Genomic DNA, 26350 nt, shown 5'->3' on the forward strand with positions numbered 1-26350 from the left:
CTTATTAAAGAAAAAGGCCAACTAATGCTGGCCTTTAAAGGTTATTTACCGATACAGAAAGAAGAGAAGATGCGACCTAAAAGATCGTCTGAGCTGAACTCACCTGTGATCTCATTGAGGTGCTGTTGAGTGATACGAAGCTCTTCCGCTAAGATCTCTCCAGCCATATAGCCTTCAAGTTGTTGTTGGCCAATATCCAGGTGCTCAGATGCGCGTTCTAGGGCATCTAAGTGGCGACGACGCGCCATAAATCCACCTTCATGACCACCAGCAAAGCCCATGCAATCCTTAAGATGACTGCGCAGAGCATCAACACCTTGGCCTGTTTTCGCTGATAGGCGGATTAGGGTTGGATCGTTCACATGGCAAATGCCCAGCTCTTCACTGGTTTGATCCGCTTTATTACGAATCACCGTCATACCGATGTTATTTGGTAAACGATCAACAAAATCTGGCCAGATATCTTTCGGGTCAGTAGCGTCTGTTGTCGTGCCATCCACCATAAATAAAACTCGGTCAGCCTGAGCAATTTCTTCCCAAGCGCGTTCAATACCGATTTTTTCGACTTCGTCAGACGCATCACGCAGGCCTGCGGTATCGATAATGTGCAGTGGCATACCGTCAATATGGATGTGCTCACGCAGTACATCACGTGTAGTACCGGCAATGTCGGTCACAATCGCTGACTCTTTGCCAGACAGTGCATTCAATAGGCTCGATTTACCTGCATTTGGGCGACCAGCAATCACTACCTTCATACCTTCACGCATGATGGCACCTTGATTGGCTTCTTGGCGCACGGCTTCCAGATTGTCGATGATAGCCTGTAAGTCAGCACTTACTTTACCATCAGCCAGGAAATCAATTTCTTCTTCTGGGAAGTCGATAGCTGCTTCAACATAGATTCGTAGATGAATCAGTGAATCTACCAGTGTGTTAATGCGCTTAGAGAACTCACCTTGCAATGATTGCAGCGCTGACTTTGCCGCTTCTTCTGAACTTGCGTCAATCAAGTCAGCAATCGCTTCTGCTTGGGTTAAATCCATCTTGTCGTTCAAGAAGGCACGCTCAGAGAACTCGCCTGGACGCGCAGCACGCACGCCTGAGATGGTTAGTATGTGCTTGATGAGCATGTCCATAACCACTGGGCCGCCGTGGCCTTGCAGCTCCAACACGTCTTCGCCAGTGAACGAATGTGGGTTAGGGAAGTAAAGCGCGATACCTTGGTCGAGCTCGATGCCATCGGCCGATTTAAAAGGCAGGTACTCAGCGTAGCGAGGCTTAAGTGTCTTTCCTGTTACTTCTAGGGCAACCTGAGTCGCCAATGGGCCGGAAACGCGGATAATACCGACGCCACCACGGCCGGGCGCGGTCGCTTGAGCAACAATCGTATCTGTAGTCATAGGTGTGCCTGCTAGCATGTGAAAGCCAAAAAGGGGCGTTCACGATTAATCAATTAGCTGAATTGTAATCAGCTAAAAACAAAAAGGCGACCTTTTGGTCGCCTTTCTTTAGTTCTTTCTATTATCGAACTTACTTAGAATGTAAGCCTTTCTTTTCCAGCGCGCGGTAGATAAGCGTTTGCTGAATCAGAGTTACGATGTTCGATACTAGCCAGTATAGAACCAGACCTGAAGGGAAGAACAGGAAGAAGAATGTGAACATAACCGGCATAAAGGTCATGATCTTCTGCTGCATTGGATCCGTTACAGTTGTCGGGCTCATCTTCTGGATTAGGAACATTGAAGCACCCATCAGAAGTGGCAAGATGTAGTATGGGTCTTGTGCTGAAAGGTCAGTAATCCAACCGAAGAACGGTGAGTGACGTAGTTCAACAGACTCCATTAGTGCCCAGTATAGCGAAATGAAGATAGGCATTTGCAGAAGGATAGGTAAACAACCACCTAGTGGGTTTACTTTCTCTTTCTTGTAAAGCTCCATCATTTCTTGGCTCATGCGTTGACGGTCATCGCCAATACGCTCACGCATTGCAGTCAGCTTAGGCTGAAGCATACGCATTTTCGCCATAGACGTGTACTGAGCTTTCGTTAGTGGGTACATAGCGCCACGAACGATAAACGTTAGACAGATGATCGCTAGACCCCAGTTCACAACGATGCCTTGAATGAACGAAAGCAGAGTATGAAGTGGTTTAGCAATGAACCATAACCAACCGTAATCAACTACTAGGTCTAGGTTCGGTGCAACAGCAGCCATTTGGTCTTGAAGTTTAGGACCAACCCAAAGCGTTGCTTTAAAGCTTGCTTCGTCGCCTGTAGCGATGGTTTTGTTCGGCATACGAACACCGATGTCGCCAAGGTTACCGATTACACGAGTGTAAAGGTTGCTGCCTGCTTCGTCGCGTGGGATCCAAGCACTTGCAAAGTAGTGCTGAATCATCGCTGCCCAACCTTGACCGTTTGCTAGGTTAAGAGACAGGTTGCGATCTTGCATATCGTCGAAGCTGTATTTTTTGTAACGCGTATCTTCCGTAGAGTAAGCACCACCACGGTAAGTTGGCATTGTTAGGCTACCGCCGTCATCCATAACGTTTTGACGTAGGTGAGCGTACATGCCGAATGTCGCATTGTTACCAGAGTTGTTGATTACATCGTATTCAACGTCAATCGCGTAGCTGCCGCGCTTAAGTACGAATGTTTTTGTGTAATCAAGGCCGTTCGCTTGGTAAGTCATTGGGATGCGTAGTTCATCTTGACCTTCAGCTAGCTTGAAGCTGTCTGCTGAAACCGTGTAGCTAGGGCGGTTAGTGCTGCTTAAATCGATACCTTGAGGACCAACTAGACCGCTTTGAGCGATAAATTGGTGACCTGGTTCGTTTTTAAGAAGAACAAAAGTATCTTCTGAATCGAACTCAGCAGAGTAATCATTTAGGTTTGCTTTAACGACATCACCACCAACCGTATCAATTGACAGAGTCAGTACATCAGTTGTTACTGTGATAGTTTTTGCAGAAGCAACTTGACCAGGAGCCGGGTCTAGATCATCTGCATAAGATGGCGCTGGTAGGGGGCTGCCAGATTGTGCCTGCTCAACCGCTTGTGGTGCTGGGTTCTTAGCTACGTTCCATTGTTGGAAAAGTAGGAAAGAAACCAATGCCAATGCGATTAACAGGATATTACGTTGAGAATCCATCGTTATTTATCTCTGTCTTGTTTTTGGACTGGTGGAACGGGGTCAAAGCCCCCTTCGTTCAAAGGATGGCATTTTAATAGACGTTTGCCTGATAACCAACACCCTTTTACAAAACCGTGAGCTTTCAACGCTTCTATCGCATATAAAGAGCAGGTTGGAGTAAATCGGCAGCGTGGGCCGATGAGTGGACTAATAAACCATCTATAAAAATAGATGGGTATTAGCGCTATCCACGCGAAGGGCGAGACAGGCGAAGCCATAATTTGTCGAGTAGCTTGAACATTTCTTCATTGCTTAAATCTTGCGCGCTCTTCTTAGCGATTACAACAAAATCTTTGTTAGGAAGTTTGTGTTGAGTGTTACGAAAGCTTTCACGAGTAAGACGCTTGAATCGGTTACGACCAACTGCGGTTTTAATCTGCTTTTTCGGAACGGCTAATCCAAGGCGAGGATTTGAAAGAGAGTTATTTCGAGCAATGATGGTGAAATGAGGAGAGCCAGCTCGATGAGCTTGCTTGAAGACATTTTGATAATGTTCGGGAGTTAACAAGCGTAACTCCCGACCGAAGGCTAGCTTATTCAAAATAATCAAAGATTACTTAGAAAGACGCTTACGGCCTTTTGCACGACGTGCATTGATTGTTGCGCGACCGTTCTTAGTAGCCATGCGAGCACGGAAACCGTGAGTACGCTTACGCTTTAGAACTGTAGGTTGAAAAGTGCGTTTCATTTGTAATTACCTTACTGATCAGTAGTTTTAGGTTTTTGTTAAACCCGGCGTGGGCATTTTTTCTCTTCTTTATATAAGAAAGGAAAACCGACGCCTCTCAACAAAGAGGCGGAATTGTAATCACTGTCACAAAAAGTGTCAATGATTGGGTTAACTAAAATTCCGGTCGGGGGATTATACGTAGATTAACTAAAATCACAAGGATCCTTAGTCGATCCCAACCTTATTTAAGAATTTTTTTAATTTAGGATCCTGTGGATTACCAAAAATATCCTGTGGAGATCCCTGCTCAACAATATGGCCATCAGCCATGAAGATCACTCGGTCTGCAACCTCTCGAGCAAACTGCATTTCATGGGTAACCACCAGCATGGTTTGATGCTGATTTGCTAACTTTTTCATTAAGTTAAGCACTTCGCCAACCCATTCAGGATCAAGCGCAGATGTCGGCTCATCAAACAACAAAAGCTCAGGTTGTAGTGCCATTGCACGGCCAATACCTACACGTTGCTGCTGGCCACCAGAGAGCGCTGCTGGGTAGCTATCGGCTTTGTCACCTAAACCAGTATCATCGAGTATTTGTTGTGCTTTTTCATGGGCTTGCTGCTTTTTCCAACCACGAACGGTAATCAAACCTTCGGCAATATTCTGTCTCGCGGTTTGGTGAGCGAATAGGGCATAGTTCTGGAACACAAAACCGGTCTTACGACGCAGTGCAAGTACCTCTGCTTTGGTGTGTTTCTGAGCATCGACATTAATATCATCAATCGAAATGGTGCCTTGATCGGCCTGCTCTAGAAAGTTCACACAACGCAGTAAGGTAGATTTACCAGTACCACTTGAACCTATGATGACAATTATCTCACCTTGCTTGATTTCTAGGTCGATCCCTTTCAAAACTTCGGTGTCACCAAACTGCTTGTGGATATTTTGTAATTTGATCATCGTACATACGCCTTATTCAGTTTCACTTCGGCCCAAATTTGAATACGAGTGAGGATAACCACCACGCCCCAGTAAATCAGCGCGACTGCTAAGAAAGCCTCGAAGAAGCGGAAACTTGAAGAGGCCTCCATCTGAGCTTTAGCCATGATTTCGGCTACACCTAGGGTGAATGCAAGTGAAGTCGACTTAATCATGTCGATAAAGTAGTTCATCAATGATGGCAGTGCCACGCGGGTGGCTTGTGGTAAGATCACTCTGCGCATCGCTTGGCTGGTCGTCATACCTACTGAAAGGCTGGCTTCCATCTGGCTACGATCAATACCAATAATCGCCGCACGAATACTTTCAGCCATGTACGCGGCAAAGTGCAAGGTTAAACCAATCACAGCGGCGCTGAAGGCGTCTAAGCCAACCATCCACGGGAATACTTGTGGTAAGCCGTAATAAAGGAGGAATAGTTGTACCAGCAGTGGCGTGCCTCGGAAGAAGCTAATATACAATTGGCTTAGCTGGTCGAGTACTGGGATTTTGAATACACGAATGTTCGCCAGTATCAGAGACAAGATCAGAGCAAAGAATAAGCCCCAAATAGCCATCTCCATGGTGGTGCCCAGATACTTCAGCAGTATCGGCAACAGCTCTAGCATGTAATTAAAGTCAAATCCCATAATCTATCTCGTATTTTTATTGGAAGTGTTGTTATCTTTCGAAGTACGGTTATATCAGGCTTTTTAATCGGTTACACAAAAGCAAAAAGCCCACCGCTGTGTAAAGCAGTGGGCCTTCAATGGAGAAAGTGAGTCATTACTTCTGAGTAATGTCCGCACCAAACCATTTCTGAGAGATACTTTCTAGCGTACCATCTGCGCGCATTGCTGCTAATGCTTCATTTACTTCTGCTTGCAGTTTTTTACCGTTGTCGTTGTCAACGAAAGGCCAAGCGTTTTCAATTGTTTCGAATGGCTGACCTGCTAGTTGTAATGGTAGACCAGTCTTCTTGATAAGCTCTAGTGCTGATAGGCGATCCATTACGAATGCATCGGCACGACCTAGTGCTACATCATGTTCAATACCTGTATCGTAGGTCTTCACATTGATCTTGCCGTCTTTGTCGTAGCTGCGAAGCAGTTGTTCAAAGTTTGAGCCTAGGTTTACCGCAACTGTCTTGCCATCTAGGTCTTCGATGCCTTTGATGCTGTCATTACCTTTACGAACGGTAATCTGTGCGCCGTCTACTACGTATGGGTCTGCGAATAGGTATTTCGCTTTACGTGCATCCGTCATAGTAATTTGGTTTGAAATGGTATCGATTCGACCCGTTTCAAGAAGACCGAACAGACCAGAGAAGTTTGCCGTTACGTATTCAACCTTGTAGTCGTTACGCTTACCGATCTCATCCCATAAATCCACTTCAAAACCTTGTAGTTGGTCTTGTTTAACGAAAGTAAACGGGAAGTAGCGACCAGACATGCCGACTTTAACTTCAGTCGCGGCTTGAACAGTAGCAGCAGAGAGTGCGATAGCCGCAATTGCAGCCTTAATCCAGTTATTCATTTGGTAACTCCTTATATTTATGGGATTGGATGTTACTGGGAAAATGCACAATAGAATAAATAACCAGATGTTATTAACCATAACCAGATTGCATTCCTGATTTGGGGATAACTAGCAAGGATCCGGGCATAAGTGGATCGTTATGTGAGTAAATTAGGGGCAAGATGTGTGGATCCACCGATTAATTACAAATTTATTGTGAATAACTTGGATCTTATTCACTGGATCTGTGATCAATTGCTGGTGATCTGACTTATCAACAGGTAAAATTAGCAGTCATTTCATATTACTTAAATAGAGTGGGGGCACCGTGTCATCTTCGCTTTGGTTGCAGTGTTTGCAACAGCTTCAAGAAGAGTTACCAGCTACAGAATTCAGTATGTGGGTTCGTCCGTTACAAGCGGAGCTCAATGACAATACTCTAACTCTATTTGCTCCGAACCGATTCGTACTCGATTGGGTTCGTGATAAGTACTTAAATAGCATCAACCGCTTGCTGCAAGAATATTGCGGTAATGATATCCCACATCTGCATTTTGAAGTGGGAAGCAAGCGCGTGGTTGCACCAAAGCCAGCGACACCAGCACCGACTCGTACACGTACGGCAGCCGATGTGGCCGCTGAGTCATCTGCTCCGGCACAATTGCAAGCTCGTAAGCCTGTTCACAACACGTGGCGTGATGAAGAGCCTGTAGCCGTGGACATTAACCACCGTTCCAACGTGAACCCTAAGCATAAGTTCAATAACTTTGTTGAGGGTAAGTCGAACCAACTGGGTTTGGCAGCAGCTCGTCAGGTGGCGGATAACCCAGGCGCGGCGTACAACCCTCTATTTCTATACGGTGGCACAGGTCTAGGTAAAACTCACTTGTTGCACGCCGTAGGTAACGCCATTGTTGATGGCAAGCCAAATGCGAAAGTGGTGTACATGCACTCTGAGCGTTTTGTTCAGGATATGGTAAAGGCACTGCAAAACAACGCGATCGAAGAATTCAAACGTTACTACCGTAGTGTTGATGCATTGCTTATCGATGACATCCAATTCTTCGCTAATAAAGAGCGTTCTCAAGAAGAGTTCTTCCATACCTTTAATGCGCTGCTTGAAGGCAACCAACAGATCATCCTAACTTCTGACCGCTATCCAAAAGAGATCAACGGCGTAGAAGATCGTCTTAAATCTCGCTTCGGTTGGGGTTTGACGGTAGCGATTGAGCCACCAGAGCTTGAGACGCGTGTTGCGATCTTAATGAAGAAAGCAGAAGACCACCAAATTCACCTTGCGGACGAAGTGGCGTTCTTTATTGCTAAGCGTCTACGCTCTAACGTTCGTGAACTTGAAGGCGCATTGAACCGTGTGATTGCTAATGCAAACTTCACAGGTCGCCCGATCACGATCGATTTCGTACGTGAAGCACTGCGTGACCTTCTTGCACTGCAAGAGAAGCTGGTCACCATTGATAACATTCAAAAGACAGTGGCTGAGTACTACAAAATCAAAGTAGCCGATCTCCTGTCTAAACGTCGTTCTCGTTCTGTTGCTCGTCCACGTCAATTGGCGATGGCACTGGCGAAAGAGCTGACTAACCACAGCTTGCCTGAGATTGGTGATGCATTCGGTGGCCGTGACCACACGACCGTACTGCACGCTTGTCGTAAGATTGCTCAGCTGCGTGAAGAGAGCCACGACATTAAAGAAGATTATTCGAACTTGATTCGTACCCTTTCTTCTTAATACACAGTATTCTTAACCTTAATAAGCAGAATCTTGGCCACGCACTATGATGTGTGCCATTTAGACCGTAAGAGCAAGATATGAAATTTACCATTGAACGTAGTCATCTGATTAAGCCATTACAACAAGTGTCTGGCGCGCTAGGTGGCAGGCCAACGCTTCCAATTCTAGGAAACCTACTGATTAAAGTAGAAGATAACGTGTTGTCGATGACAGCAACGGATCTAGAAGTTGAACTGATCAGCCGTGTAACGCTTGAAGGTGATTTCGAAGCAGGCAGCATCACTGTTCCTTCTCGTAAATTCCTAGATATCTGTCGTGGTTTACCTGATAGCTCAGTCATCACTGTGGTATTGGATGGCGACCGTGTTCAAGTACGCTCTGGTCGTAGCCGTTTCTCATTGGCAACCTTGCCTGCGGCTGATTTCCCAAATATTGAAGACTGGAGCAGTGAAGTTGAAGTGTCAGTAACACAAGCTGAGCTACGCGGTCTTATCGAGAAAACTCAATTCTCAATGGCGAACCAAGACGTTCGTTACTACCTCAACGGTATGTTGTTTGAGATTGAAGGTTCTATCCTGCGCAGCGTCGCGACTGATGGTCACCGTATGGCGGTATCTCAAGCACAGCTAGGTGCGGATTTTGCTCAAAAGCAGATCATTGTTCCTCGTAAGGGTGTTCAAGAGCTAGTGAAGCTATTGGATGCTCCAGAACAGCCAGTAACGCTGCAAATTGGTAACTCAAACGTGCGTGCTGAAGTGAACAACTATGTCTTCACTTCTAAGCTCGTTGATGGTCGCTTCCCTGATTATCGTCGTGTAATGCCGCAAAATACCACCAAAACGCTAGAAGCGGGTTGTGATGAATTACGCTCTGCATTCTCTCGCGCTGCGATTCTTTCGAATGAAAAATTCCGTGGTGTTCGCGTTAACCTTGCTGATAGCGAGATGCGTATTACCGCGAACAACCCAGAGCAAGAAGAAGCGGAAGAGATGCTAGACGTTACCTTCGACGGTGATGCACTAGAGATTGGCTTCAACGTAAGTTACGTATTGGACGTTCTGAACACACTGCGTTGCGAACAAGTTCGTATCTCAATGTCAGACGCGAATGCGAGTGCTTTGATTGAAAATGCACAAGATGACAGCGCAATGTACGTTGTTATGCCAATTCGCTTATAAGCGTTGTTTGTGAATCAACCATGTTTACCGATCAACAACGTTTACCTACCGAGTCGTGATTGAAGATTAATATGAAGACGTTATGCCTTTATCGCGCTTAATCGTTAAGCAGTTTAGAAATATTGAAGCCTGTGACATTCAACCGTCATCAGGCTTTAACTTTCTTATAGGGGCTAACGGAAGCGGCAAAACCAGCGTCCTTGAAGCGGTGTATCTGCTCGGACACGGCCGCTCATTCAAGAGTTCACTCACCGGTCGTATCATACAAAACGAGTGTAGTGAGCTGTTTGTACATGGCCGTTTTATGACCTCGGATCAATTTGAGCTGCCAATTGGCATTAATAAGCAGCGCGATGGCACGACAGAGGTTAAAATAAGCGGTCAAACTGGGCAAAAGTTGGCTCAGTTAGCTCAAGTCTTACCTTTGCAGTTGATTCACCCTGAAGGGTTTGATTTACTGACAGATGGACCTAAGCATCGCCGAGCATTCATTGATTGGGGAGTCTTCCACAGTGAGTCGGGTTTTTATGATGCTTGGGGTAGGGTAAAGCGCCTCAATAAACAGCGAAACGCATTATTGAAAACGGCAACCCACTATCGAGAGTTGAGCTATTGGGATCAAGAACTGGCCCGTTTAGCTGAAAGTATCAGCCAGTGGCGTGCCACCTACGTTGATCAGCTTAAAGAAGTCGCCGAAGAAATCTGCGCGACCTTCCTACCTGAGTTTGAGATAAAGATTAACTACTATCGCGGTTGGGATAAAGACACCCCATACGCCGAGATATTAGAAAAGAATTTTGAAAGGGATCAGCAGCTTGGTTACACCTTTAGTGGACCAAACAAAGCGGATCTAAAGATAAAAGTGAACGGCACTCCTGTGGAAGATGTCTTGTCACGAGGTCAATTGAAGTTGATGGTGTGTGCATTGCGAGTAGCACAAGGGCAACACCTCACTCAAATGACAGGAAAGCAGTGTATCTATTTAATAGATGACTTCGCTTCCGAATTAGATAGCCAACGCCGCGCACGTCTTGCTGAGTGTTTAAAGGCGACCGAGGCTCAAGTTTTTGTAAGCTCTATTACCGCTGATCAGATTGCAGATATGCATGATGAAAATAGCAGGATGTTTCATGTGGAACATGGCAAAATAGAGCAAGGATAATTAGTCAGAGAGTAACTATGTCAGATAATTACGATTCATCGAGTATTAAAGTACTGAAGGGTCTGGATGCGGTTCGTAAGCGTCCTGGAATGTACATTGGCGACACGGATGATGGTACCGGTCTGCACCACATGGTCTTCGAGGTAGTAGATAACTCTATTGATGAAGCACTTGCTGGTCACTGTAATGACATCATTGTTACTATCCATGAAGACAATTCAGTATCGGTACGCGATGACGGCCGTGGTATTCCAACTGAACTACACCCAGAAGAGCAAGTGTCTGCTGCTGAAGTAATCATGACGGTTCTTCACGCTGGTGGTAAGTTTGATGATAACTCATACAAGGTATCAGGTGGCTTGCACGGTGTTGGTGTTTCAGTAGTAAACGCACTGTCTAAGCAGGTTACTCTTACTATCCACCGCGGTGGTAAAATCCATACTCAAACGTATCACCACGGTGAGCCGCAAGCTCCTCTTGCTGCTATCGGCGATACAGATAAAACGGGTACAGAGATTCGTTTCTGGCCAAGTGAAGATACATTCTCAAATGTACTTTTCCACTACGATATTCTTGCTAAGCGTCTACGTGAACTGTCGTTCCTAAACTCTGGCGTATCTATCAAGCTAATTGATGAGCGTGAAGAAGATAAATCAGATCACTTCATGTTTGAAGGTGGTATTCAGGCGTTCGTTGATCACCTAAACACCAACAAGACACCGATCATCCAAAAAATCTTCCACTTCGACCACGAACGTGAAGATGGGATCACTGTAGAAGTAGCGATGCAGTGGAATGATGGTTACCAAGAAAACATCTACTGTTTCACAAACAACATTCCTCAACGTGATGGTGGTACTCACCTTGCTGGCTTCCGTGCTGCGCTTACGCGTACTCTGAACAGCTTCATGGACAAGGAAGGCTTCTCTAAGAAAGCGAAGACTGCGACTTCAGGTGATGATGCTCGTGAAGGTCTAACTGCTGTAATTTCGGTGAAAGTGCCAGATCCTAAGTTCTCAAGCCAAACTAAAGACAAACTAGTATCTTCTGAAGTGAAGTCTGCGGTTGAGCAAGCGATGGGTGAGAAACTGTCTGAGTTCCTAATTGAGAACCCGGGCGAAGCTAAGATTGTTTGTTCTAAGATTATCGATGCAGCACGTGCTCGTGATGCCGCTCGTAAAGCGCGTGAAATGACTCGTCGTAAAGGCGCTTTAGACCTAGCTGGCCTACCGGGTAAGCTTGCTGACTGTCAGGAAAAAGATCCTGCACTGTCTGAACTATACATTGTGGAAGGGGACTCTGCTGGCGGATCAGCTAAGCAGGGGCGTAACCGTAAGAACCAAGCGATTCTTCCACTTAAAGGTAAGATCCTCAACGTAGAGAAAGCTCGTTTCGACAAGATGCTTTCTTCACAAGAAGTTGCAACGCTAATCACAGCACTTGGTTGTGGTATCGGCCGTGACGAATACAACCCAGATAAACTGCGTTACCACAACATCATCATCATGACCGATGCCGATGTCGATGGTTCGCACATTCGTACGCTATTGTTGACCTTCTTCTACCGTCAAATGCCAGAGCTAATCGAACGTGGTTACATCTACATCGCTCAGCCACCACTTTACAAAGTGAAGAAAGGTAAGCAAGAGCAGTACATCAAAGATGAAGATGCAATGAACCAGTACCAAGTATCATTGGCACTAGACAACGCAGCTCTACACGTTAACCCTGATGCACCAGCATTGGCAGGTGAAGCGCTAGAGAAGCTTGTTCAACAATACAACTCTGGTATCAAACTGGTTGAGCGCATGAGCCGCCGTTACCCGCATGCACTGATGCATGAAATGATCTACATGCCTCGTCTAACTGCAGAGCAGTGTCACGATGAATCAGCAGTAGAAACTTGGGGTAAGCAGCTGGTTGAGCAACTAAACGCGAAAGAGGTTGGTGCAAGCCAGTACTCTCTAGAAGTTGAAAAACATGAAGAGCTAGGTCTAAGCCTACCTAAGATTGTGGTTCGTACTCACGGTGTGACACACGAACATGCGCTAAGTATTGAGCTATTCAACTCGAAAGAATACGGCAAGCTAGCAAGCCTAGCAGAAGCACTAGACGGTCTTATCGAAGAAGGCGCTTACATCAAACGTGGTGAGCGTACTCAAGCGGTAACGAACTTCGTTGAAGCTCTGAACTGGTTGGTTAAAGAGTCTCGTCGTGGTCTAAGCCTACAACGATACAAAGGTCTAGGTGAGATGAACCCAGATCAGCTTTGGGAAACCACAATGGATCCTGAAACTCGTCGTATGATGCAAGTAACGATCGAAGATGCGGTTGGCGCTGACCAACTGTTCACCACGCTAATGGGTGACCAAGTTGAGCCTCGTCGTAACTTCATCGAAGAGAACGCATTGAAGGTTGCCAACTTGGATGTGTAGATTGTCCCCAAAAGCAATCTAAATTCCGTAAAAGACTGCCAGAAATGGCGGTCTTTTTTGTTTTTAAGTGATTGAAAAATAATGGGCTAGAAAAATATTTAAAAATAATCCCTTGAAACTGTTTTGTTCAATCCACATATCTATTTATGAAGAGGATGACTGTCTTGCTCTACAAGAGAAGAAACAGAACCTTCATTACCGCTGACGAAGTGTCGCTCAATAGAGGATAACTTTTGCAGCACACAACTTAAAAATTGATTCATTGTCATGTCCCAGTGTTGTCGCCAATAGAGGTGAAGCCCGAGGAATGCGAATTGAATCTCTTAGCTGTTTACTGGATCAAACAGGTTCGATCTAAGTAAAATTCACGGCTAAGACTATTGCTTACTAAAAGGATAGCATTATGAGAACTGTAGATTTCACTCCACTTTACCGCAACGCAATCGGCTTCGATCGTCTATTCAACATGATGGAAGCGAACACATCGAAGAACTCTTCTGGCGGTTACCCTCCATACAACATCGAGCAAAAAGACGAGAACAACTACCGTATTACTATGGCCGTTGCTGGTTTTGCTGATGACCAATTAGATCTTACTCAGAAAGAGAACATGCTAATTGTTAAAGGTGAGCGTAAAGCAGAAGTAGAGAAAACCTTCGTATACCAAGGTATCGCAGAGCGTGATTTCGAGCGTAAATTCCAACTGGCAGACTACGTAAAAGTGGTAGGCGCAAGCATGGAAAATGGTCTTCTTCACATCGACCTAGAACGCGAAATCCCAGAAGCGATGCAACCTCGTAAGATTGCTATTAATGGTAATAGTCTACTAGAAGGCTAATACCCGTCATACTTGAAGCTACAGCGTTGTTGACGTCGTAAATTCCCCCTAATCACATAGGTTCCCTATGCTCATTGGGCTGAATTTTCTAGTCGCCTAGCTGAACCCCCAATTATTTAGGGTATTCAAGTGACAAAAACAATCGGGAAGTAAAAGTGAAAGAGCACCCAATGAGGTGCTCTTTTTGTATTTGGTCTACGGTAAGCTAAAAGCTCTGATTACTGCTCTGAGTAAGCCTTTTTCACTTCTTCAGCAATGATCTTAATGCCTTTCTGCATCGCTTCATCGTCTTGTACGTAGTTCATACGTAAGCACTGGTGAGCATGATCCCACTCGTCTTCTTGACCGATAAAGAAGTATTCACCTGGAACAATCAATACGCCGCGAGCTTTCAATCTGTCATACAGCTCCATTGTCGTGATAGGCAATTCATCAAACCATAACCACAAGAAGATAGCGCCTTCTGGTTTGTGGATTCGAAAGCGTGGATCGTCGATAGTGTCTTGCAGCAGTTCAACAGCGCGCAAAGACTTATCTTTATAGAAAGGCTTAATCACTTCGCTGCTTAAGCGTAGTAAGTCACCGTTCTCAATCATATGGTTGGCAATCGCAGGACCCACACTGCTTGGCGCTAAGCTGATAATGCCATTCATGTTAGTCAGCGCTTGCGTAACCTCTTCGCTCGCGATCACGATACCGCAACGCACACCTGGCAAACCAAGCTTAGATAGGCTCATACACAGAATTGTGTTTTCATTCCAGAACGGTTCCACGTCTTCAAAGATGATGTTTGGAAATGGTAGGCCGTAAGCGTTATCGATCAGTAGCGGGATGTTGTTTTCACGTGCGAGTTTGTCCAACTTACGCACTTCTTCGTCTGTCAGCACATTACCCGTAGGGTTGGTTGGGCGAGAAGCACAAATAGCGGCCACTGAGTCATCAACCTTGAGTTGTTCAAAGTCGACGTGGTATTTGAACTGACGGTTTTCTAGCAGCTCGATCTCTGGGTGGTAAGAGATAAAAATGTCATCATCAATCCCTGCATCACCGTAGCCTATATATTCAGGAGCGATCGGCAGCAAGATTTTCTTGTGTGAACCGTCTGGTTGTTGACCTGCTAATAGGTTAAACAGGTAAAAGAAGCCGCTTTGACTGCCGTTAGTCAGGCTGATGTTCTTTTCGCTGATGTCCCAGCCATAGGTCTCTTTTAGCATTGCAGCTAATGACTTAATGAAGCTGTCTTTGCCCTGTGGACCATCGTAGTTAGCGAGGGCGGCGATGAGTTCTCCACTGGCGAGCATGTCGGCACTGGCTTGGTTAAAGTAATCGAGCATGGCTGGGATAGCGGCTGGGTTGCCACCACCGAGCATGATAGCGCCTGGAGTGCGCAGGCCATCATTCAAATCATCCATTAAACGAGTGATTCCAGAGTATCGATTAAACTTTTCACCAAACTTAGAGAACTGCATTACTTATTTTACCTAATTCATTGTGATTGCTTGTTATGTGTCATTAAGGCAGACCTTATGCCTGCCATCAGTGTGTTCCTTGAACATACCGCAATGTTTTTGCGACGCATAGCGCCAAATGCTCTAACACGAAAAAAACTTCTATAAAGTTTGGCTAATGAGTGACAGCTTGCCTATTGAACGTGCTTTTAGTGATCAAAAAGGGGACGCCGAAGCTTCCCCTTTGATTAATTTCGTTTGAAAACCATGCGTGCTTACTTCGAACCGGTATACACAACCAACACCTTGTCATCTTGGTATTGGCGTTCGAAGGCGTAATAGCCTTTGTTGTTGCGGATGATGTGCTTACCTTGCGCGATGGCTGGGTGGCGTTGGCGAAATTGGCCAAGCGCTTGCCAGTGTTCTAACAACTCTGCACGCTCGCCGGTGATTTGATCCCATGGCATATCCGAGCGAGTGCCTTGCATTGGATCGGAACCTGTTGGGCCAAAGTCACGGGCGATTTCATCACCGTAATAGATCTGTACCGCGCCCGGAGCAAGCATTAATGCATTCGCGGCTTTGGTTTGTTTAGCAAAGTCACTGCCGTGCTGTGTCCAGAATAGCGATGTATCGTGAGACGATAGGTAACTCAACACGTTGAACTCGCTGTCACTGTTGATCTTGTCTGCGTAACGGAGGTAATCAGCATCGAGATCGGATAGACACTTAAGCGCCTTAGGGGCGATATCGCTTTGGAATTCAAAGTTGATGATCGAATCAAAACCGTTAGCGAAGTAATCTGACTTCACCACGCTGTGTGCCCACACTTCGCCTGTCATCCAAAATGGCAGGTCATCCAAGGCTTTGTCTGGGTTGTTCTGCTTCCACTCAGCAAGTGCTTGATTGGTGCTCTCCTTCAATTCAGCCCAAGCGTCCAGTTCAACGTGCTTGGCGGTATCAACCCTAAAGCCATCAACGCCGTATTCACGCACCCAATCAGATAACCAAGTAATTAGATGTTCTCGAGGTGTTTTAAGTTCATCGGTCGCGCTGGTGGATTTGTTGCGATAGAAGTTCGGTAGCCCAGTGGTTTCTGTCGATTCTGTTTTGAAATCGGGCAGGTGCGCCAAAGACATGGTGAGGTTGTTGTAACCCGGAGAATCATAAGCGCCGATATCGCTGCGCAGCCATGCCTTGCCCCACCATTTTTCCCACGCTTCTTTATCGCTGTATGAGATGTAGTTATTGAAGTAGTGCCAGTTTTGGCCTTTAGCGGGTTGCCAGTCTGTCCAGTTTTCGCCAAGTGTTTTTGTTGCTTCTTCATCGGTGAGGTTGAGTTTACCAAAGTCGAACTCTTGCATATCAGCAAGTGTGGCGTAACCAGTGTGGTTCATTACCACGTCCCACACGACACGAATGCCTTTGCTGTGCGCGGTATCGATGAAGGTTTTCAGTTCATCTTCTGTGCCCATGTTGTCATCAAGCTTGGTCCAATCTTGGTGGTAGTAACCATGGTAGCCATAATGCTTGAAATCACCGCGATCACCACCGCCAACCCAACCGTGGATCTGTTCTAACGGAGACGTTATCCAGATAGCATTAGCACCGAGTGATTCTATGTAATCGAGCTTTTCGGTTAAGCCTGCTAAATCGCCGCCGTGGAAGGTGCCGATTTCTTCTTGTCCGTCTTGGCTGCGCCCGTAACTGTTGTCGTTGTCAGGGTTGCCGTTGTGGAAGCGGTCGGTCATCACGAAGTAAACCGTGGCGTTATCCCAACTAAATTCAGCTTTGGTTTCGGGTTCAACCTTTTCTAGCAACAAGACACCTTGGCTATTTTCTGCTGGCTGCATGGTGACGCTGCCATTAGTTACTGTGACTTGTTTGCCTGAAAGAGCGTCTCTAACCACGGTGCCATTATCAAAGGTTTGAGCAACGTCGATGATGGTTGGTTCGTCACTAGGAACCGGACAAGCAAAGCTTTGTACTTGTTGTTGCTTCGGCTTTATCTGAACGGTCAGCTCATTGGTTTGTGGATTGAGCGTAAACTGATAGGTGTTAGCGCGAAAGACCTTGATATCTAATTCAGACTTCTCGGCGCAGTCGTCTAGGCGAAGGGGTTTATTGAATTTGATGCGGTTTTCTTCAGCCAGTGCATAGTTGGTGCCACAGGTATTTTGAGTATCGCTGATAGAGAAGGTATAGCTACCTTTAGCGAGTTCCTGTTCAGCAATAACAGTGCCTTTTCCTGTCGATTCAAATACGACAGTGTTGTTATCAATCGTCAGCAATAAGCTGTCATCACTGGTTTGGCTGCATGCGCTGAGTGCGAGTATTGAAAGCGCGAGTACTGTTTTTTTCATTGTTCCCTTCCCCTGAATAAACAGGTCAATTATAGCAAACAATGCCCTCTACAGTCTGAGCGCTGATTCATTCAGATAATCAATAACACCTCTACAAACAAATGCTTGGTTCACAAAAACAAAAAGGGAAGCTTTCGCTTCCCTTTGGGTATTTACCTTTAGTTGCTCAGAGTATGACTTAAAGCAACTGCCTCACTCGTGCTTATTTTTGCAGTAGAGAGATGTCAGCAATCTGTAGGAACAGGTTACGTAGGTTGTTCAGTAGCGTTAGACGATTCTTCTTAAGCGCTTCGTCATCAGCCATAACCATTACGTTATCGAAGAATGCATCAACCGGTTCACGTAGATCAGCAAGCTTGCTTAGGGCTTCTTGGTAGTTGCCTGTTGCGAATGCTGGCTCTAGTGCTTCCGTCATTACTTCAACGTTTTCAGCCAGTGCTTTCTCTGCATCTTCTTGAAGAAGCGTTAGGTCGATTTCAGCTGGTAGCTCGCCATCGAATTTCGCAAGGATGTTACCTACACGCTTGTTCGCTGCTGCTAGTGCTTCTGCTGCTTCCAGTTCACGGAAGTGAGAAACCGCTTTAACACGTTGGTCAAAGTCAGCTGGCTTAGTTGGACGACGTGCTAGTACCGCTTGGATGATATCAACGCTGAAACCAGCATCTTGGTACCATGCACGGAAACGACCTAGCATGAAGTCGATAACGTCAGCTTCTACGTTTTCGTTAGTCAGCTTGTCGCCTAGTAGCTCTTTCGCTTTACCGATCAGATCCGTTAGGTCTAGGTTGTAGCCGTTTTCAACGATGATACGTAGTACACCTAGTGATGCACGACGTAGCGCGAATGGGTCAGAACCTTTAGGTGCTTGGCCAATACCGAAGATACCTACGATAGTGTCTAGCTTGTCTGCCATTGCAACTGCAGAAGAGATACCCGTGCTTGGTAGATCGTCACCAGCGAAACGAGGCATGTACTGCTCGTAAAGTGCTAGTGCAACTTGCTCGTCTTCACCATCGTGAGTTGCGTAGTGCATGCCCATTACACCTTGTGTATCCGTGAATTCGAATACCATAGATGTCATTAGGTCACACTTAGCCAGTAGGCCTGCGCGCTTAGACTTCTCAACGTCAGCATCGATTTGCTCAGCGATGTAGCCAGCAAGCTCTGTGATGCGGTCTGTTTTGTCTTTGATAGTACCAAGCTGCTTCTGGAAGATCGCTTGGTCTAGTTCAGGAAGACGGTCGATCAGCGGATGCTTACGGTCTGTGTTGAAGAAGAACTCAGCATCAGCAAGACGTGGACGTACAACTTTCTCGTTACCTTCGATAACGTGACGAGGCTCTTTAGACTCGATGTTTGATACGAAGATAAAGTTAGGAAGTAGCTTCTTGTTTTCGTCGTAAACAGGGAAGTACTTTTGGTCACCCTTCATGGTGTAAACCAAAGCTTCAGAAGGTACTTTTAGGAACTCTTCTTCAAACTTCGCTGTAAGTACTACTGGCCATTCAACCAGAGACGTTACTTCTTCAACAAGGTCATCTTCTAGGTCAGCTTTACCGCCAACCGCTGCTGCCGCTTTTTGAGAGTCAGCAAGGATGATCGCTTTACGTGCTTCGTAATCTGCCATTACTTTACCGCGCTCTTCTAGGATCGCAGGGTATTGGTCAGCTGAATCGATTGTGAACTCTTGTTCGCCCATGAAACGGTGGCCACGGATAGTACGAGCAGATGCTACACCTAGGATTTCGCCTTCAACAAGCTCATCACCTAGTAGTACTGTCAGTGTTTTCACTGGACGGATAAACTGAATGTCTGAGTTACCCCAGCGCATTGCTTTAGGAATTGGTAGGCCAGCTAGTGCTTTCGCAGCGATGTCCATCACCAATTCTTGAACAGGTTTGCCAGCTACTTCTTGTTTGAAAAGAAGCCACTCGCCTTTGTCTGTTTTCAGACGGTCAGCTTGCTCAACAGTGATACCGTTACCACGAGCCCAACCTTGTGCTGCTTTAGTCGCGTTGCCTTCTGCATCGAATGCTACAGAAACAGCAGGACCACGTTTTTCAACGACTTTGTCCGCTTGGCCTTCAGCCAGTGCTGTTACTTTAAGTGCTAGACGACGAGGTGCTGCGTACCACTTGATGCCTTCGTGAGAAAGCTCAGCTGTTTTAAGACCTGCTTCAAAGTTAGAAGCAAATGCTTCTGCTAGAGAACGAAGTGCTGTTGGTGGAAGCTCTTCCGTACCCAGTTCAATTAGAAAATTCTTCGCCATGATTATTTGTCCTTCTTACACATTGGGAAGCCAAGCGCTTCACGTGACGCGTAGTACGCCTCAGCAACTGATTTAGTCAGGTTGCGGATACGAAGGATGTAACGTTGACGCTCTGTTACAGAGATAGCTTTGCGCGCATCAAGGATGTTGAATGCGTGGCCTGCTTTTAGAATGCGCTCGTAAGCTGGAAGCGGAAGTGGCTTCTCAAGCTCAAGTAGCTCTTTACACTCTTTTTCGCACTGGTCGAAGAAAGTGAATAGGAAATCTACGTCTGCGTGCTCGAAGTTGTATGTTGATTGCTCAACTTCGTTTTGGTGGAATATGTCACCGTAAGTCACGTTAGAACCGTCTGGTGCTACGTTCCATACTAGGTCGTAAACAGAATCTACTTCCTGAATGTACATTGCTAGACGCTCGATACCGTAAGTGATCTCGCCAGTTACTGGCTTACACTCAAGGCCGCCAACCTGTTGGAAGTAAGTAAACTGAGTTACTTCCATGCCGTTTAGCCATACTTCCCAACCAAGACCCCATGCGCCTAGTGTTGGGTTTTCCCAGTTATCTTCAACGAAGCGAATGTCGTGAACAAGTGGGTCAACACCAAGAACCTCTAGTGAGCCTAGGTACAACTCTTGGATATTGTCTGGCGATGGTTTTAGCGCTACTTGGAATTGGTAGTAGTGCTGCAGACGGTTAGGGTTTTCACCGTAACGGCCATCAGTAGGACGACGTGAAGGTTGTACGTAAGCTGTAGACATTGGCTCTGGGCCAAGTGCTCGTAGACATGTCATTGGGTGAGAGGTGCCTGCACCTACTTCCATATCTAGAGGTTGAACAATGGTACAACCGTTTTGAGCCCAGTAATCCTGCAGCGCGAGGATCATTCCCTGGAAGGTTTTGATATCGTATTTTTGCATAGTCAGGTTCGCGCGATTCTTTTAAATGAATGAGAAAAATAACCTCTGAGTATACCGAGATATTCGTAAAGCGAGTAGGGGTAATCTTGTTTAATTAGTGGTCTAAAATGTCGTTTAGTGGATTTTTTTGCCTTTAATGTTTGTTTTTCGGCACAAGTGGATATTTTGATAAGTTTGACACTTGTGTTTGACTACGTGGGTGATTAGAATCTCGCGGTCTTTGGGGAGTAGCTTACTTATTCATATCCTATTGAATGAGTTCGTTCGTCAACATAATTGATGCAAAATCATCATGGCGTTCGAGGCAACCACCACCTTGGTGGCGCTTAGCAAGACCTTAGACAAGCATCGTGAACCGGGATGGGGCGCGAGGTTTGTCTTTGGTTAAATATAATAATCTCCATCCCAAATGAGCATGTCGTGAGCGTTTTAGCTATTTCAATTACAACTGTGGCCCTTGCCGAGATCGGTGATAAAACCCAGTTGCTGTCCCTTTTGTTAGCCAGTCGATATCGAAAACCGATACCGATCATAGCTGCTATTTTCTTTGCCACTATCGTCAATCATGCCCTCGCTGCATGGCTCGGTGTGGTGATCGCAGATTACCTGTCGCCAGAAGTCTTAAAGTGGGTGCTGGTGGTCAGTTTCATTGCGATGGCAGGCTGGATTCTGATTCCCGATAAGTTGGACGATGATGAACAGATATCAAACCGAGGCCCATTTGTCGCCAGTTTTATCGCTTTCTTTATTGCTGAGATTGGTGATAAAACCCAGATAGCGACCTCCATTCTAGGGGCTCAATACGCGGATGCATTAACTTGGGTGATTCTAGGTACGACCATCGGTATGTTATTGGCGAATGTGCCAGTAGTGATCATCGGTAAGTTGTCGGCAGACAAGATGCCGCTTGACCTGATTCGTAAGATCACGGCCTTGTTATTCGTCGGTTTGGCTATTGCTGCTGCGTTCTATTAATCGGTGATCTTGAGGCCAATCATACTCAATCAGTAGAGTAATGTGTTGTAGGTCATACTCTTACAGTATTGTGGGGTTTATCGAGCGAACGGACATATAACTGTCATACTTGTCATGATATTTTAATCTTGTGAGTTAAGAACACGAGGGCATGATTATGTTGACGCGTTATATGGGTATTACTCCACAAAGCCAAAGCTATCTATTTACCTTTGGTTTGGCTCTTACATTACTAGGCATGGTGTTGACGGACATGTGGCTACCAATGGTAGCTGGTGCGATGATCATGACTGCGCTTGCCGTCGAGGCCTGGATTCGGGTGTCGCATATTATTCCTATGCGAAAAGACATTCGATCGCTTCAACATCAGCTTGAGCATCTGCAAAATAGATCGAGAAACGAATAAACAAAAAGCCGCTTGTACTCTGAGTTCTGCAAAGAACATAAGGTACGAGCGGCTTTTTTGATGCTTGATTCTAGGTGGGGCTTACGCCTCCAATCCCTTTCTGATCAAATACTGGTACGGCAAAGTTTCTGTCGCTTGGCCTACCAACTGGTGATCCATGAATCGACAAAAGCTCGGGATATCTCGAGTTGTCGAAGGATCGTCAGCTTTTACCAGTAACACATCGCCATCCTGCATGTTTCTAATTGTCTTCCTGACCATCATTACTGGTTCTGGGCAACGCAGGCCTTCAGCTTCTAAAGTATGGGTTGCCAGTTCAGGTTTGAATGTCATGGTTTGTATCTCTATATCTATCTAACGAGTGAATAATACGTCTGCAGAAAAAATATGCAATAAGTGCTTGGCAAACAGAATCATTTCCTATAACTTAGTTAACAAGTTGATAACAACTTGAAACAAAGGCAACTAGCTAAGGAGTGGCGATGTTGACAGGATTAGATAGATTAACAATTTATTCGGTTCTCTGTTTTATTTCTTTTTGTGCGTTAGTACTACGCTCATCGACAGAGACCTCACTGATGCCTATTTTTGGCATAGTAGCAACGATTATTGGTATTTGGGTTGAGATGCGCCGTTGGCAAGGTGTAGCCGAAGAGCAAGAGCACTAACCCGAGTACAACAAGCAAATTCCGATACGACAACATTCCGACACTATCCCCAAATTTTCTTGGGCTTCCCCGCGTAATTGCGGGATTTTTTTTATCTAAAGCATGCTATAAACAACTTAGTGACTAATGATCATTGTATACAGCTAGGTAAGTGGCGTGGAATTAGAAGACATCTATCGTAGAGACCTGAATTTATTGGTCGCTTTAAAGGTATTGATTGAAGAGGGCAGTGTTAGCCAGGCTGCGATTCGTCTTAACTTAAGCCAGTCGGCAACCAGCCGAGTATTAGGGCGCTTAAGAGAGTTACTCAACGATCCCTTGTTTACGCGTCAAGGTCAGCACCTTATCCCCACCAAAAAAGCACTTGAGATCAGCCAGCGCATTGATCAGCCTTTAGAGTCATTCCGTCAGTTACTTAGCCCTAGTGATTTCGATCCTTACTATTGCAGTGAGCGCTTTTTGATTGCGACCACTGACTACGCAATGCAAACCATCTTACCTTATGCACTGCCGAAGATTTATGAGCAAGCTCCGAACATCTCTTTGGAGTTTGCACCGCTGCAGCATGAACATTTGTTTAAGCAGCTCAGTACCGAGCGTGTTGATATGGCGATTTGCCGCCCAAGTGGTAGCGTCGCACCACTTCATCAAGAGGTGTTGGGGCCTGTGGGCGTGTCGTGCTTACTATCTAATAATCACCCTTTGGCTGACAGTTCGTTGAGCCTTGAGGATTATGTGTCTTTACCTCATGCAATGATTGCGATCAGTGATGGTGTTAAGGCGTTATTGGATAACGCCTTAACCAATCAACAACCTCGTAAAATGGTGCTGCGCGCGTACCACCTTGAAGCCGCATTGGCGATTGTCGATAGAATGCCGCTCGTGATCACTGTACCAGCCGATCTGGCGTACTTGGTTGCAGAGCGTTACGACTTAGTCGTTAAGCCGCTGCCATTCGAGTTTATGCCATTTGATTACTCGCTGATCTGGCACTCCCGTTGTGATTCTTCTGCCTCACAACAGTGGCTAAGAAGAGTGGTAAAAGAGGAGTGTGGTGAGCTGATTCAAAAACGGATTGCGGATGTTGGCTTGGGGTAGGTTTTATATTGAATAGCAAAAAGGGCTGATAATGATCAGCCCTTTTGTTTTTGCGTGTTGCTTTTAGAGTGCTAGCGATTACAGCTTAATAACTACACGACCAGTGATTTGACCGTTAGTGATGTCTTCTGCTGCTTGAATTGCGTCATCTAGAGACACTTCTTTAGTTGCTTGAGTGTAGAAAGACTCTGGTAGTAGCTCAGCAAGTTGTTCCCACGCTTTAATGCGTTTTTCACGAGGGCACATTACTGAGTCCACACCTTGTAGACGAACGTTACGCAGAATGAATGGCATTACCGTTGTTGGTAAATCAAAGCCGCCAGCTAGGCCACACATTGCTACCGCACCGTTGTAATCAATTTGCGCCAATACTTTCGCAAGTACTTTGCTGCCTACCGTATCGATAGCACCAGCCCACAGTTGTTTCTCAAGTGGTTTTGCTGGTTCTTCTAGTTCTGCACGTTCAACAATGCGTGTCGCGCCTAGTGATTTAAGTAGTTCACCGTTTGAAGAAGCTCGGCCAGTAACTGCTGCTACTTTGTAACCCAGTTGGTTCAATAGAGTGATAGATACGCTACCTACACCGCCACTTGCACCTGTTACAAGGATTTCACCGTCTTCAGGTTTGATACCAGCATCTACGATAGCTTGCACACAAAGCATTGCAGTAAAGCCAGCTGTACCAATCGCCATTACTTTCTTAGCGTCAAGACCTGCTGGCATAGGCACTAACCAGTCACCGTTTAGGCTTGCTTTCTCAGCCATGCCACCCCAATGACCTTCACCAACACCCCAGCCAGTTAGAACCACTTCGTCGCCCGCTTTGTAGCGTGGGTCATCAGATTGTGAAACCACACCAGAAAGGTCGATACCAGGAACCATAGGGAAGTTGCGAACAATGCGCCCTTTACCTGTAATCGCCAAACCATCTTTGTAGTTCAAAGAAGAGTAGCTCACATCGATCTTCACGTTACCCTCTGGTAGTAGAGACTCTTCAATTTGAGAAACTGATGCGATAGTTTTTTTGTCTTCTTGGTTTAGTACAAGTGCTTTAAACATGATCTGCTCCGTAGGAGGAATATTAGGAAACTGAAGTAACTTTAGTTGAATCATCCGAGAAAAAATAATGAAACATCAACATTGAATCTATGCGTTCTATGCATACATATTATTGGGTGCTTTTCTCTGACTAGACTTGCTGAACGAATCTGTACATGACTTTATAGTCAGATATAAAAAGTGCAGCTATATAAAGATAGCTGCACATAAGATTACCCGACAAGTTTTACAACCAAAGAGCGCTAAGGGCGTTCAAATACCGTTGCAATACCTTGGCCTAAACCAATACACATGGTCGCCAAGCCGTATTTCACGTCTTGTGCTTCCATTAGGTTGATTAGGGTTGTAGAGATACGAGAACCAGAACAACCCAGTGGGTGACCCAGTGCAATTGCACCGCCATTAAGGTTTACTTTCTCGTCAACCACATCCAGTAGACCTAGGTCTTTAGCACATGGTAGGGATTGAGCAGCGAACGCTTCGTTTAGCTCAACCACACCCATGTCTTCAATCGTTAGACCTGCACGCTTAAGTGCTTTCTTGGTTGCCGGAACTGGGCCGTAACCCATGATTGAAGGATCGCAGCCTGCAATAGCCATAGATTTCACTCGAGCACGAATCTTAAGGCCAAGCGCGTTGGCTTTCTCTTCACTCATGATCAACATTGCCGATGCACCATCAGACAGAGCCGATGATGTACCTGCTGTTACTGTGCCGTTGGCTGGGTCAAATACAGGACGTAGCTGAGATAGGCCTTCTACTGTGGTTTCTGGGCGAATCACTTCATCGTAATCTAGAGTAAACAGTGAACCGTCTGCAGCGTGACCTTCTGTCGGTAGAATTTCGTTTTTGAAACGACCTTCAACCGTTGCAGCTTGTGCACGAGCATGTGAACGCGCAGCGAATGCATCTTGGTCTTCACGGCTAATACCATGCAGTTTGCCAAGCATTTCTGCTGTTAGGCCCATCATGCCTGCGGCTTTTGCTACGTTCTTTGACATTCCAGGGTGGAAATCAACGCCGTGTGTCATTGGTACGTGACCCATGTGTTCCACACCACCAATTAGGCAGATTTCCGCATCACCAACCATGATTGAGCGAGTTGCATCATGCAGAGCTTGCATAGATGAACCACATAAACGGTTAACAGTGACGGCACCAATTTCAATCGGTAGGCCAGCCAGTAGCGCGGCGTTACGTGCAACGTTGAAGCCTTGCTCTAGGGTTTGTTGTACACAGCCCCAGTAGATATCTTCAATCTCAGAAGGGTTAACTTCTGGGTTACGCTCTAAAATGCCTTTCATCAAATGTGCAGACAGATCTTCAGCACGAGTGTGACGGTAAGCTCCACCTTTGGAACGTCCCATTGGGGTGCGAAGGCAATCAACAACAACTACATTATTCATTTTGCTATTCC

Annotated in this window: 24 protein-coding genes and 1 riboswitch; of the genes, 9 read left to right on the forward strand and 15 right to left on the reverse strand. The window is 45.8% G+C overall.

Annotation, left to right across the window (positions count from 1 at the left end; translation table 11 throughout):
* Positions 1-41 precede the first annotated feature (41 nt).
* From mnmE to ITG10_RS07760, 8 genes are all read right to left on the reverse strand, one after another.
* Positions 42-1403 carry a tRNA uridine-5-carboxymethylaminomethyl(34) synthesis GTPase MnmE gene (gene mnmE, locus ITG10_RS07725; RefSeq protein WP_026084428.1) on the reverse strand — a complete coding sequence of 454 codons (1362 nt, stop codon included), beginning with the start codon at positions 1401-1403 and terminating at the stop codon, positions 42-44.
* A gap of 130 nt (positions 1404-1533) precedes the next feature.
* Positions 1534-3153 carry a membrane protein insertase YidC gene (gene yidC, locus ITG10_RS07730; protein WP_248386763.1) on the reverse strand — a complete coding sequence of 540 codons (1620 nt, stop codon included), beginning with the start codon at positions 3151-3153 and terminating at the stop codon, positions 1534-1536.
* Between the two features lie 2 nt (positions 3154-3155).
* Entirely contained in the window at positions 3156-3413 is a 258-nt protein-coding gene (gene yidD / locus ITG10_RS07735; RefSeq protein ID WP_004735802.1) for a membrane protein insertion efficiency factor YidD, read from the reverse strand.
* Positions 3380-3703: a ribonuclease P protein component gene (gene rnpA / locus ITG10_RS07740; protein ID WP_017055478.1), complete on the reverse strand. Its 324-nt coding sequence runs from the start codon at positions 3701-3703 to the stop codon at positions 3380-3382. Before rnpA ends, yidD begins: the two co-directional genes overlap by 34 nt.
* A gap of 45 nt (positions 3704-3748) precedes the next feature.
* Positions 3749-3883 (reverse strand): 50S ribosomal protein L34, encoded by a 135-nt coding sequence (rpmH, locus tag ITG10_RS07745; RefSeq protein WP_004735800.1) that lies wholly within the window; start codon positions 3881-3883, stop codon positions 3749-3751.
* Between the two features lie 207 nt (positions 3884-4090).
* The gene (locus tag ITG10_RS07750) at positions 4091-4828 is read right to left on the reverse strand and encodes an amino acid ABC transporter ATP-binding protein (RefSeq protein ID WP_248386765.1); all 738 of its coding nucleotides are present in this window, start codon (positions 4826-4828) and stop codon (positions 4091-4093) included.
* Entirely contained in the window at positions 4825-5496 is a 672-nt protein-coding gene (locus tag ITG10_RS07755) for an amino acid ABC transporter permease (RefSeq protein WP_017632660.1), read from the reverse strand. The genes ITG10_RS07750 and ITG10_RS07755 overlap by 4 nt, the downstream gene beginning before the upstream one ends.
* Positions 5497-5632: 136 nt before the next feature.
* Positions 5633-6382 (reverse strand): amino acid ABC transporter substrate-binding protein, encoded by a 750-nt coding sequence (locus ITG10_RS07760; RefSeq protein ID WP_009848135.1) that lies wholly within the window; start codon positions 6380-6382, stop codon positions 5633-5635.
* Between the two features lie 310 nt (positions 6383-6692).
* On the opposite strand from ITG10_RS07760, the gene dnaA reads away from it, so the two are divergent.
* From dnaA to ITG10_RS07785, 5 genes are all read left to right on the forward strand, one after another.
* Positions 6693-8114 (forward strand): chromosomal replication initiator protein DnaA, encoded by a 1422-nt coding sequence (gene dnaA, locus ITG10_RS07765; RefSeq protein WP_017632661.1) that lies wholly within the window; start codon positions 6693-6695, stop codon positions 8112-8114.
* Positions 8115-8194: 80 nt separating this feature from the next.
* A complete protein-coding gene (dnaN, locus tag ITG10_RS07770; RefSeq protein ID WP_017632662.1) occupies positions 8195-9295 on the forward strand; it encodes a DNA polymerase III subunit beta in 1101 nt (366 codons plus the stop codon).
* A gap of 82 nt (positions 9296-9377) precedes the next feature.
* Entirely contained in the window at positions 9378-10457 is a 1080-nt protein-coding gene (gene recF, locus ITG10_RS07775; protein ID WP_017632663.1) for a DNA replication/repair protein RecF, read from the forward strand.
* A gap of 17 nt (positions 10458-10474) precedes the next feature.
* Positions 10475-12892: a DNA topoisomerase (ATP-hydrolyzing) subunit B gene (gene gyrB, locus ITG10_RS07780; protein ID WP_017632664.1), complete on the forward strand. Its 2418-nt coding sequence runs from the start codon at positions 10475-10477 to the stop codon at positions 12890-12892.
* A 403-nt stretch (positions 12893-13295) separates the two neighbouring features.
* Positions 13296-13730, forward strand: coding sequence for an Hsp20 family protein (locus ITG10_RS07785; RefSeq protein WP_017632665.1), 435 nt, complete (start codon positions 13296-13298; stop codon positions 13728-13730).
* Between the two features lie 218 nt (positions 13731-13948).
* On the opposite strand, the gene ITG10_RS07790 is transcribed toward ITG10_RS07785, so the two are convergent.
* From ITG10_RS07790 to glyQ, 4 genes are all read right to left on the reverse strand, one after another.
* A complete protein-coding gene (locus ITG10_RS07790) occupies positions 13949-15199 on the reverse strand; it encodes a valine--pyruvate transaminase (RefSeq protein ID WP_017632666.1) in 1251 nt (416 codons plus the stop codon).
* A 254-nt stretch (positions 15200-15453) separates the two neighbouring features.
* Positions 15454-17541: an alpha-amylase gene (locus ITG10_RS07795; protein ID WP_017632667.1), complete on the reverse strand. Its 2088-nt coding sequence runs from the start codon at positions 17539-17541 to the stop codon at positions 15454-15456.
* Positions 17542-17743: 202 nt separating this feature from the next.
* Positions 17744-19810 carry a glycine--tRNA ligase subunit beta gene (gene glyS, locus ITG10_RS07800; protein ID WP_017632668.1) on the reverse strand — a complete coding sequence of 689 codons (2067 nt, stop codon included), beginning with the start codon at positions 19808-19810 and terminating at the stop codon, positions 17744-17746.
* Between the two features lie 2 nt (positions 19811-19812).
* Positions 19813-20727, reverse strand: a complete 915-nt coding sequence (gene glyQ, locus ITG10_RS07805) for a glycine--tRNA ligase subunit alpha (RefSeq protein WP_017632669.1) — start codon at positions 20725-20727, stop codon at positions 19813-19815.
* Between the two features lie 210 nt (positions 20728-20937).
* Positions 20938-21113: riboswitch (yybP-ykoY riboswitch) on the forward strand.
* 34 nt (positions 21114-21147) lie between these two features.
* On the opposite strand from glyQ, the gene ITG10_RS07810 reads away from it, so the two are divergent.
* Positions 21148-21702 (forward strand): TMEM165/GDT1 family protein, encoded by a 555-nt coding sequence (locus ITG10_RS07810; protein WP_017632670.1) that lies wholly within the window; start codon positions 21148-21150, stop codon positions 21700-21702.
* Positions 21703-21853: 151 nt separating this feature from the next.
* Positions 21854-22108, forward strand: a complete 255-nt coding sequence (locus tag ITG10_RS07815; protein ID WP_017632671.1) for a hypothetical protein — start codon at positions 21854-21856, stop codon at positions 22106-22108.
* 81 nt (positions 22109-22189) lie between these two features.
* On the opposite strand, the gene tusA is transcribed toward ITG10_RS07815, so the two are convergent.
* Positions 22190-22441 carry a sulfurtransferase TusA gene (gene tusA, locus ITG10_RS07820; RefSeq protein ID WP_004736675.1) on the reverse strand — a complete coding sequence of 84 codons (252 nt, stop codon included), beginning with the start codon at positions 22439-22441 and terminating at the stop codon, positions 22190-22192.
* A gap of 149 nt (positions 22442-22590) precedes the next feature.
* Between tusA and ITG10_RS07825 the strand changes: the two genes are divergently transcribed.
* Together ITG10_RS07825 and ITG10_RS07830 are read left to right on the forward strand one after the other, a co-directional pair.
* The gene (locus ITG10_RS07825) at positions 22591-22776 is read left to right on the forward strand and encodes a hypothetical protein (protein ID WP_004739241.1); all 186 of its coding nucleotides are present in this window, start codon (positions 22591-22593) and stop codon (positions 22774-22776) included.
* Between the two features lie 156 nt (positions 22777-22932).
* Positions 22933-23874 (forward strand): LysR family transcriptional regulator, encoded by a 942-nt coding sequence (locus ITG10_RS07830; protein ID WP_017632672.1) that lies wholly within the window; start codon positions 22933-22935, stop codon positions 23872-23874.
* Positions 23875-23952: 78 nt separating this feature from the next.
* On the opposite strand, the gene ITG10_RS07835 is transcribed toward ITG10_RS07830, so the two are convergent.
* Positions 23953-24933: an MDR family oxidoreductase gene (locus ITG10_RS07835; RefSeq protein WP_017632673.1), complete on the reverse strand. Its 981-nt coding sequence runs from the start codon at positions 24931-24933 to the stop codon at positions 23953-23955.
* Between the two features lie 242 nt (positions 24934-25175).
* The gene (fadA, locus tag ITG10_RS07840; RefSeq protein ID WP_017632674.1) at positions 25176-26339 is read right to left on the reverse strand and encodes an acetyl-CoA C-acyltransferase FadA; all 1164 of its coding nucleotides are present in this window, start codon (positions 26337-26339) and stop codon (positions 25176-25178) included.
* Positions 26340-26350: the final 11 nt, after the last annotated feature.

Source organism: Vibrio sp. ED004 (assembly GCF_023206395.1).
Lineage (GTDB): Bacteria > Pseudomonadota > Gammaproteobacteria > Enterobacterales > Vibrionaceae > Vibrio.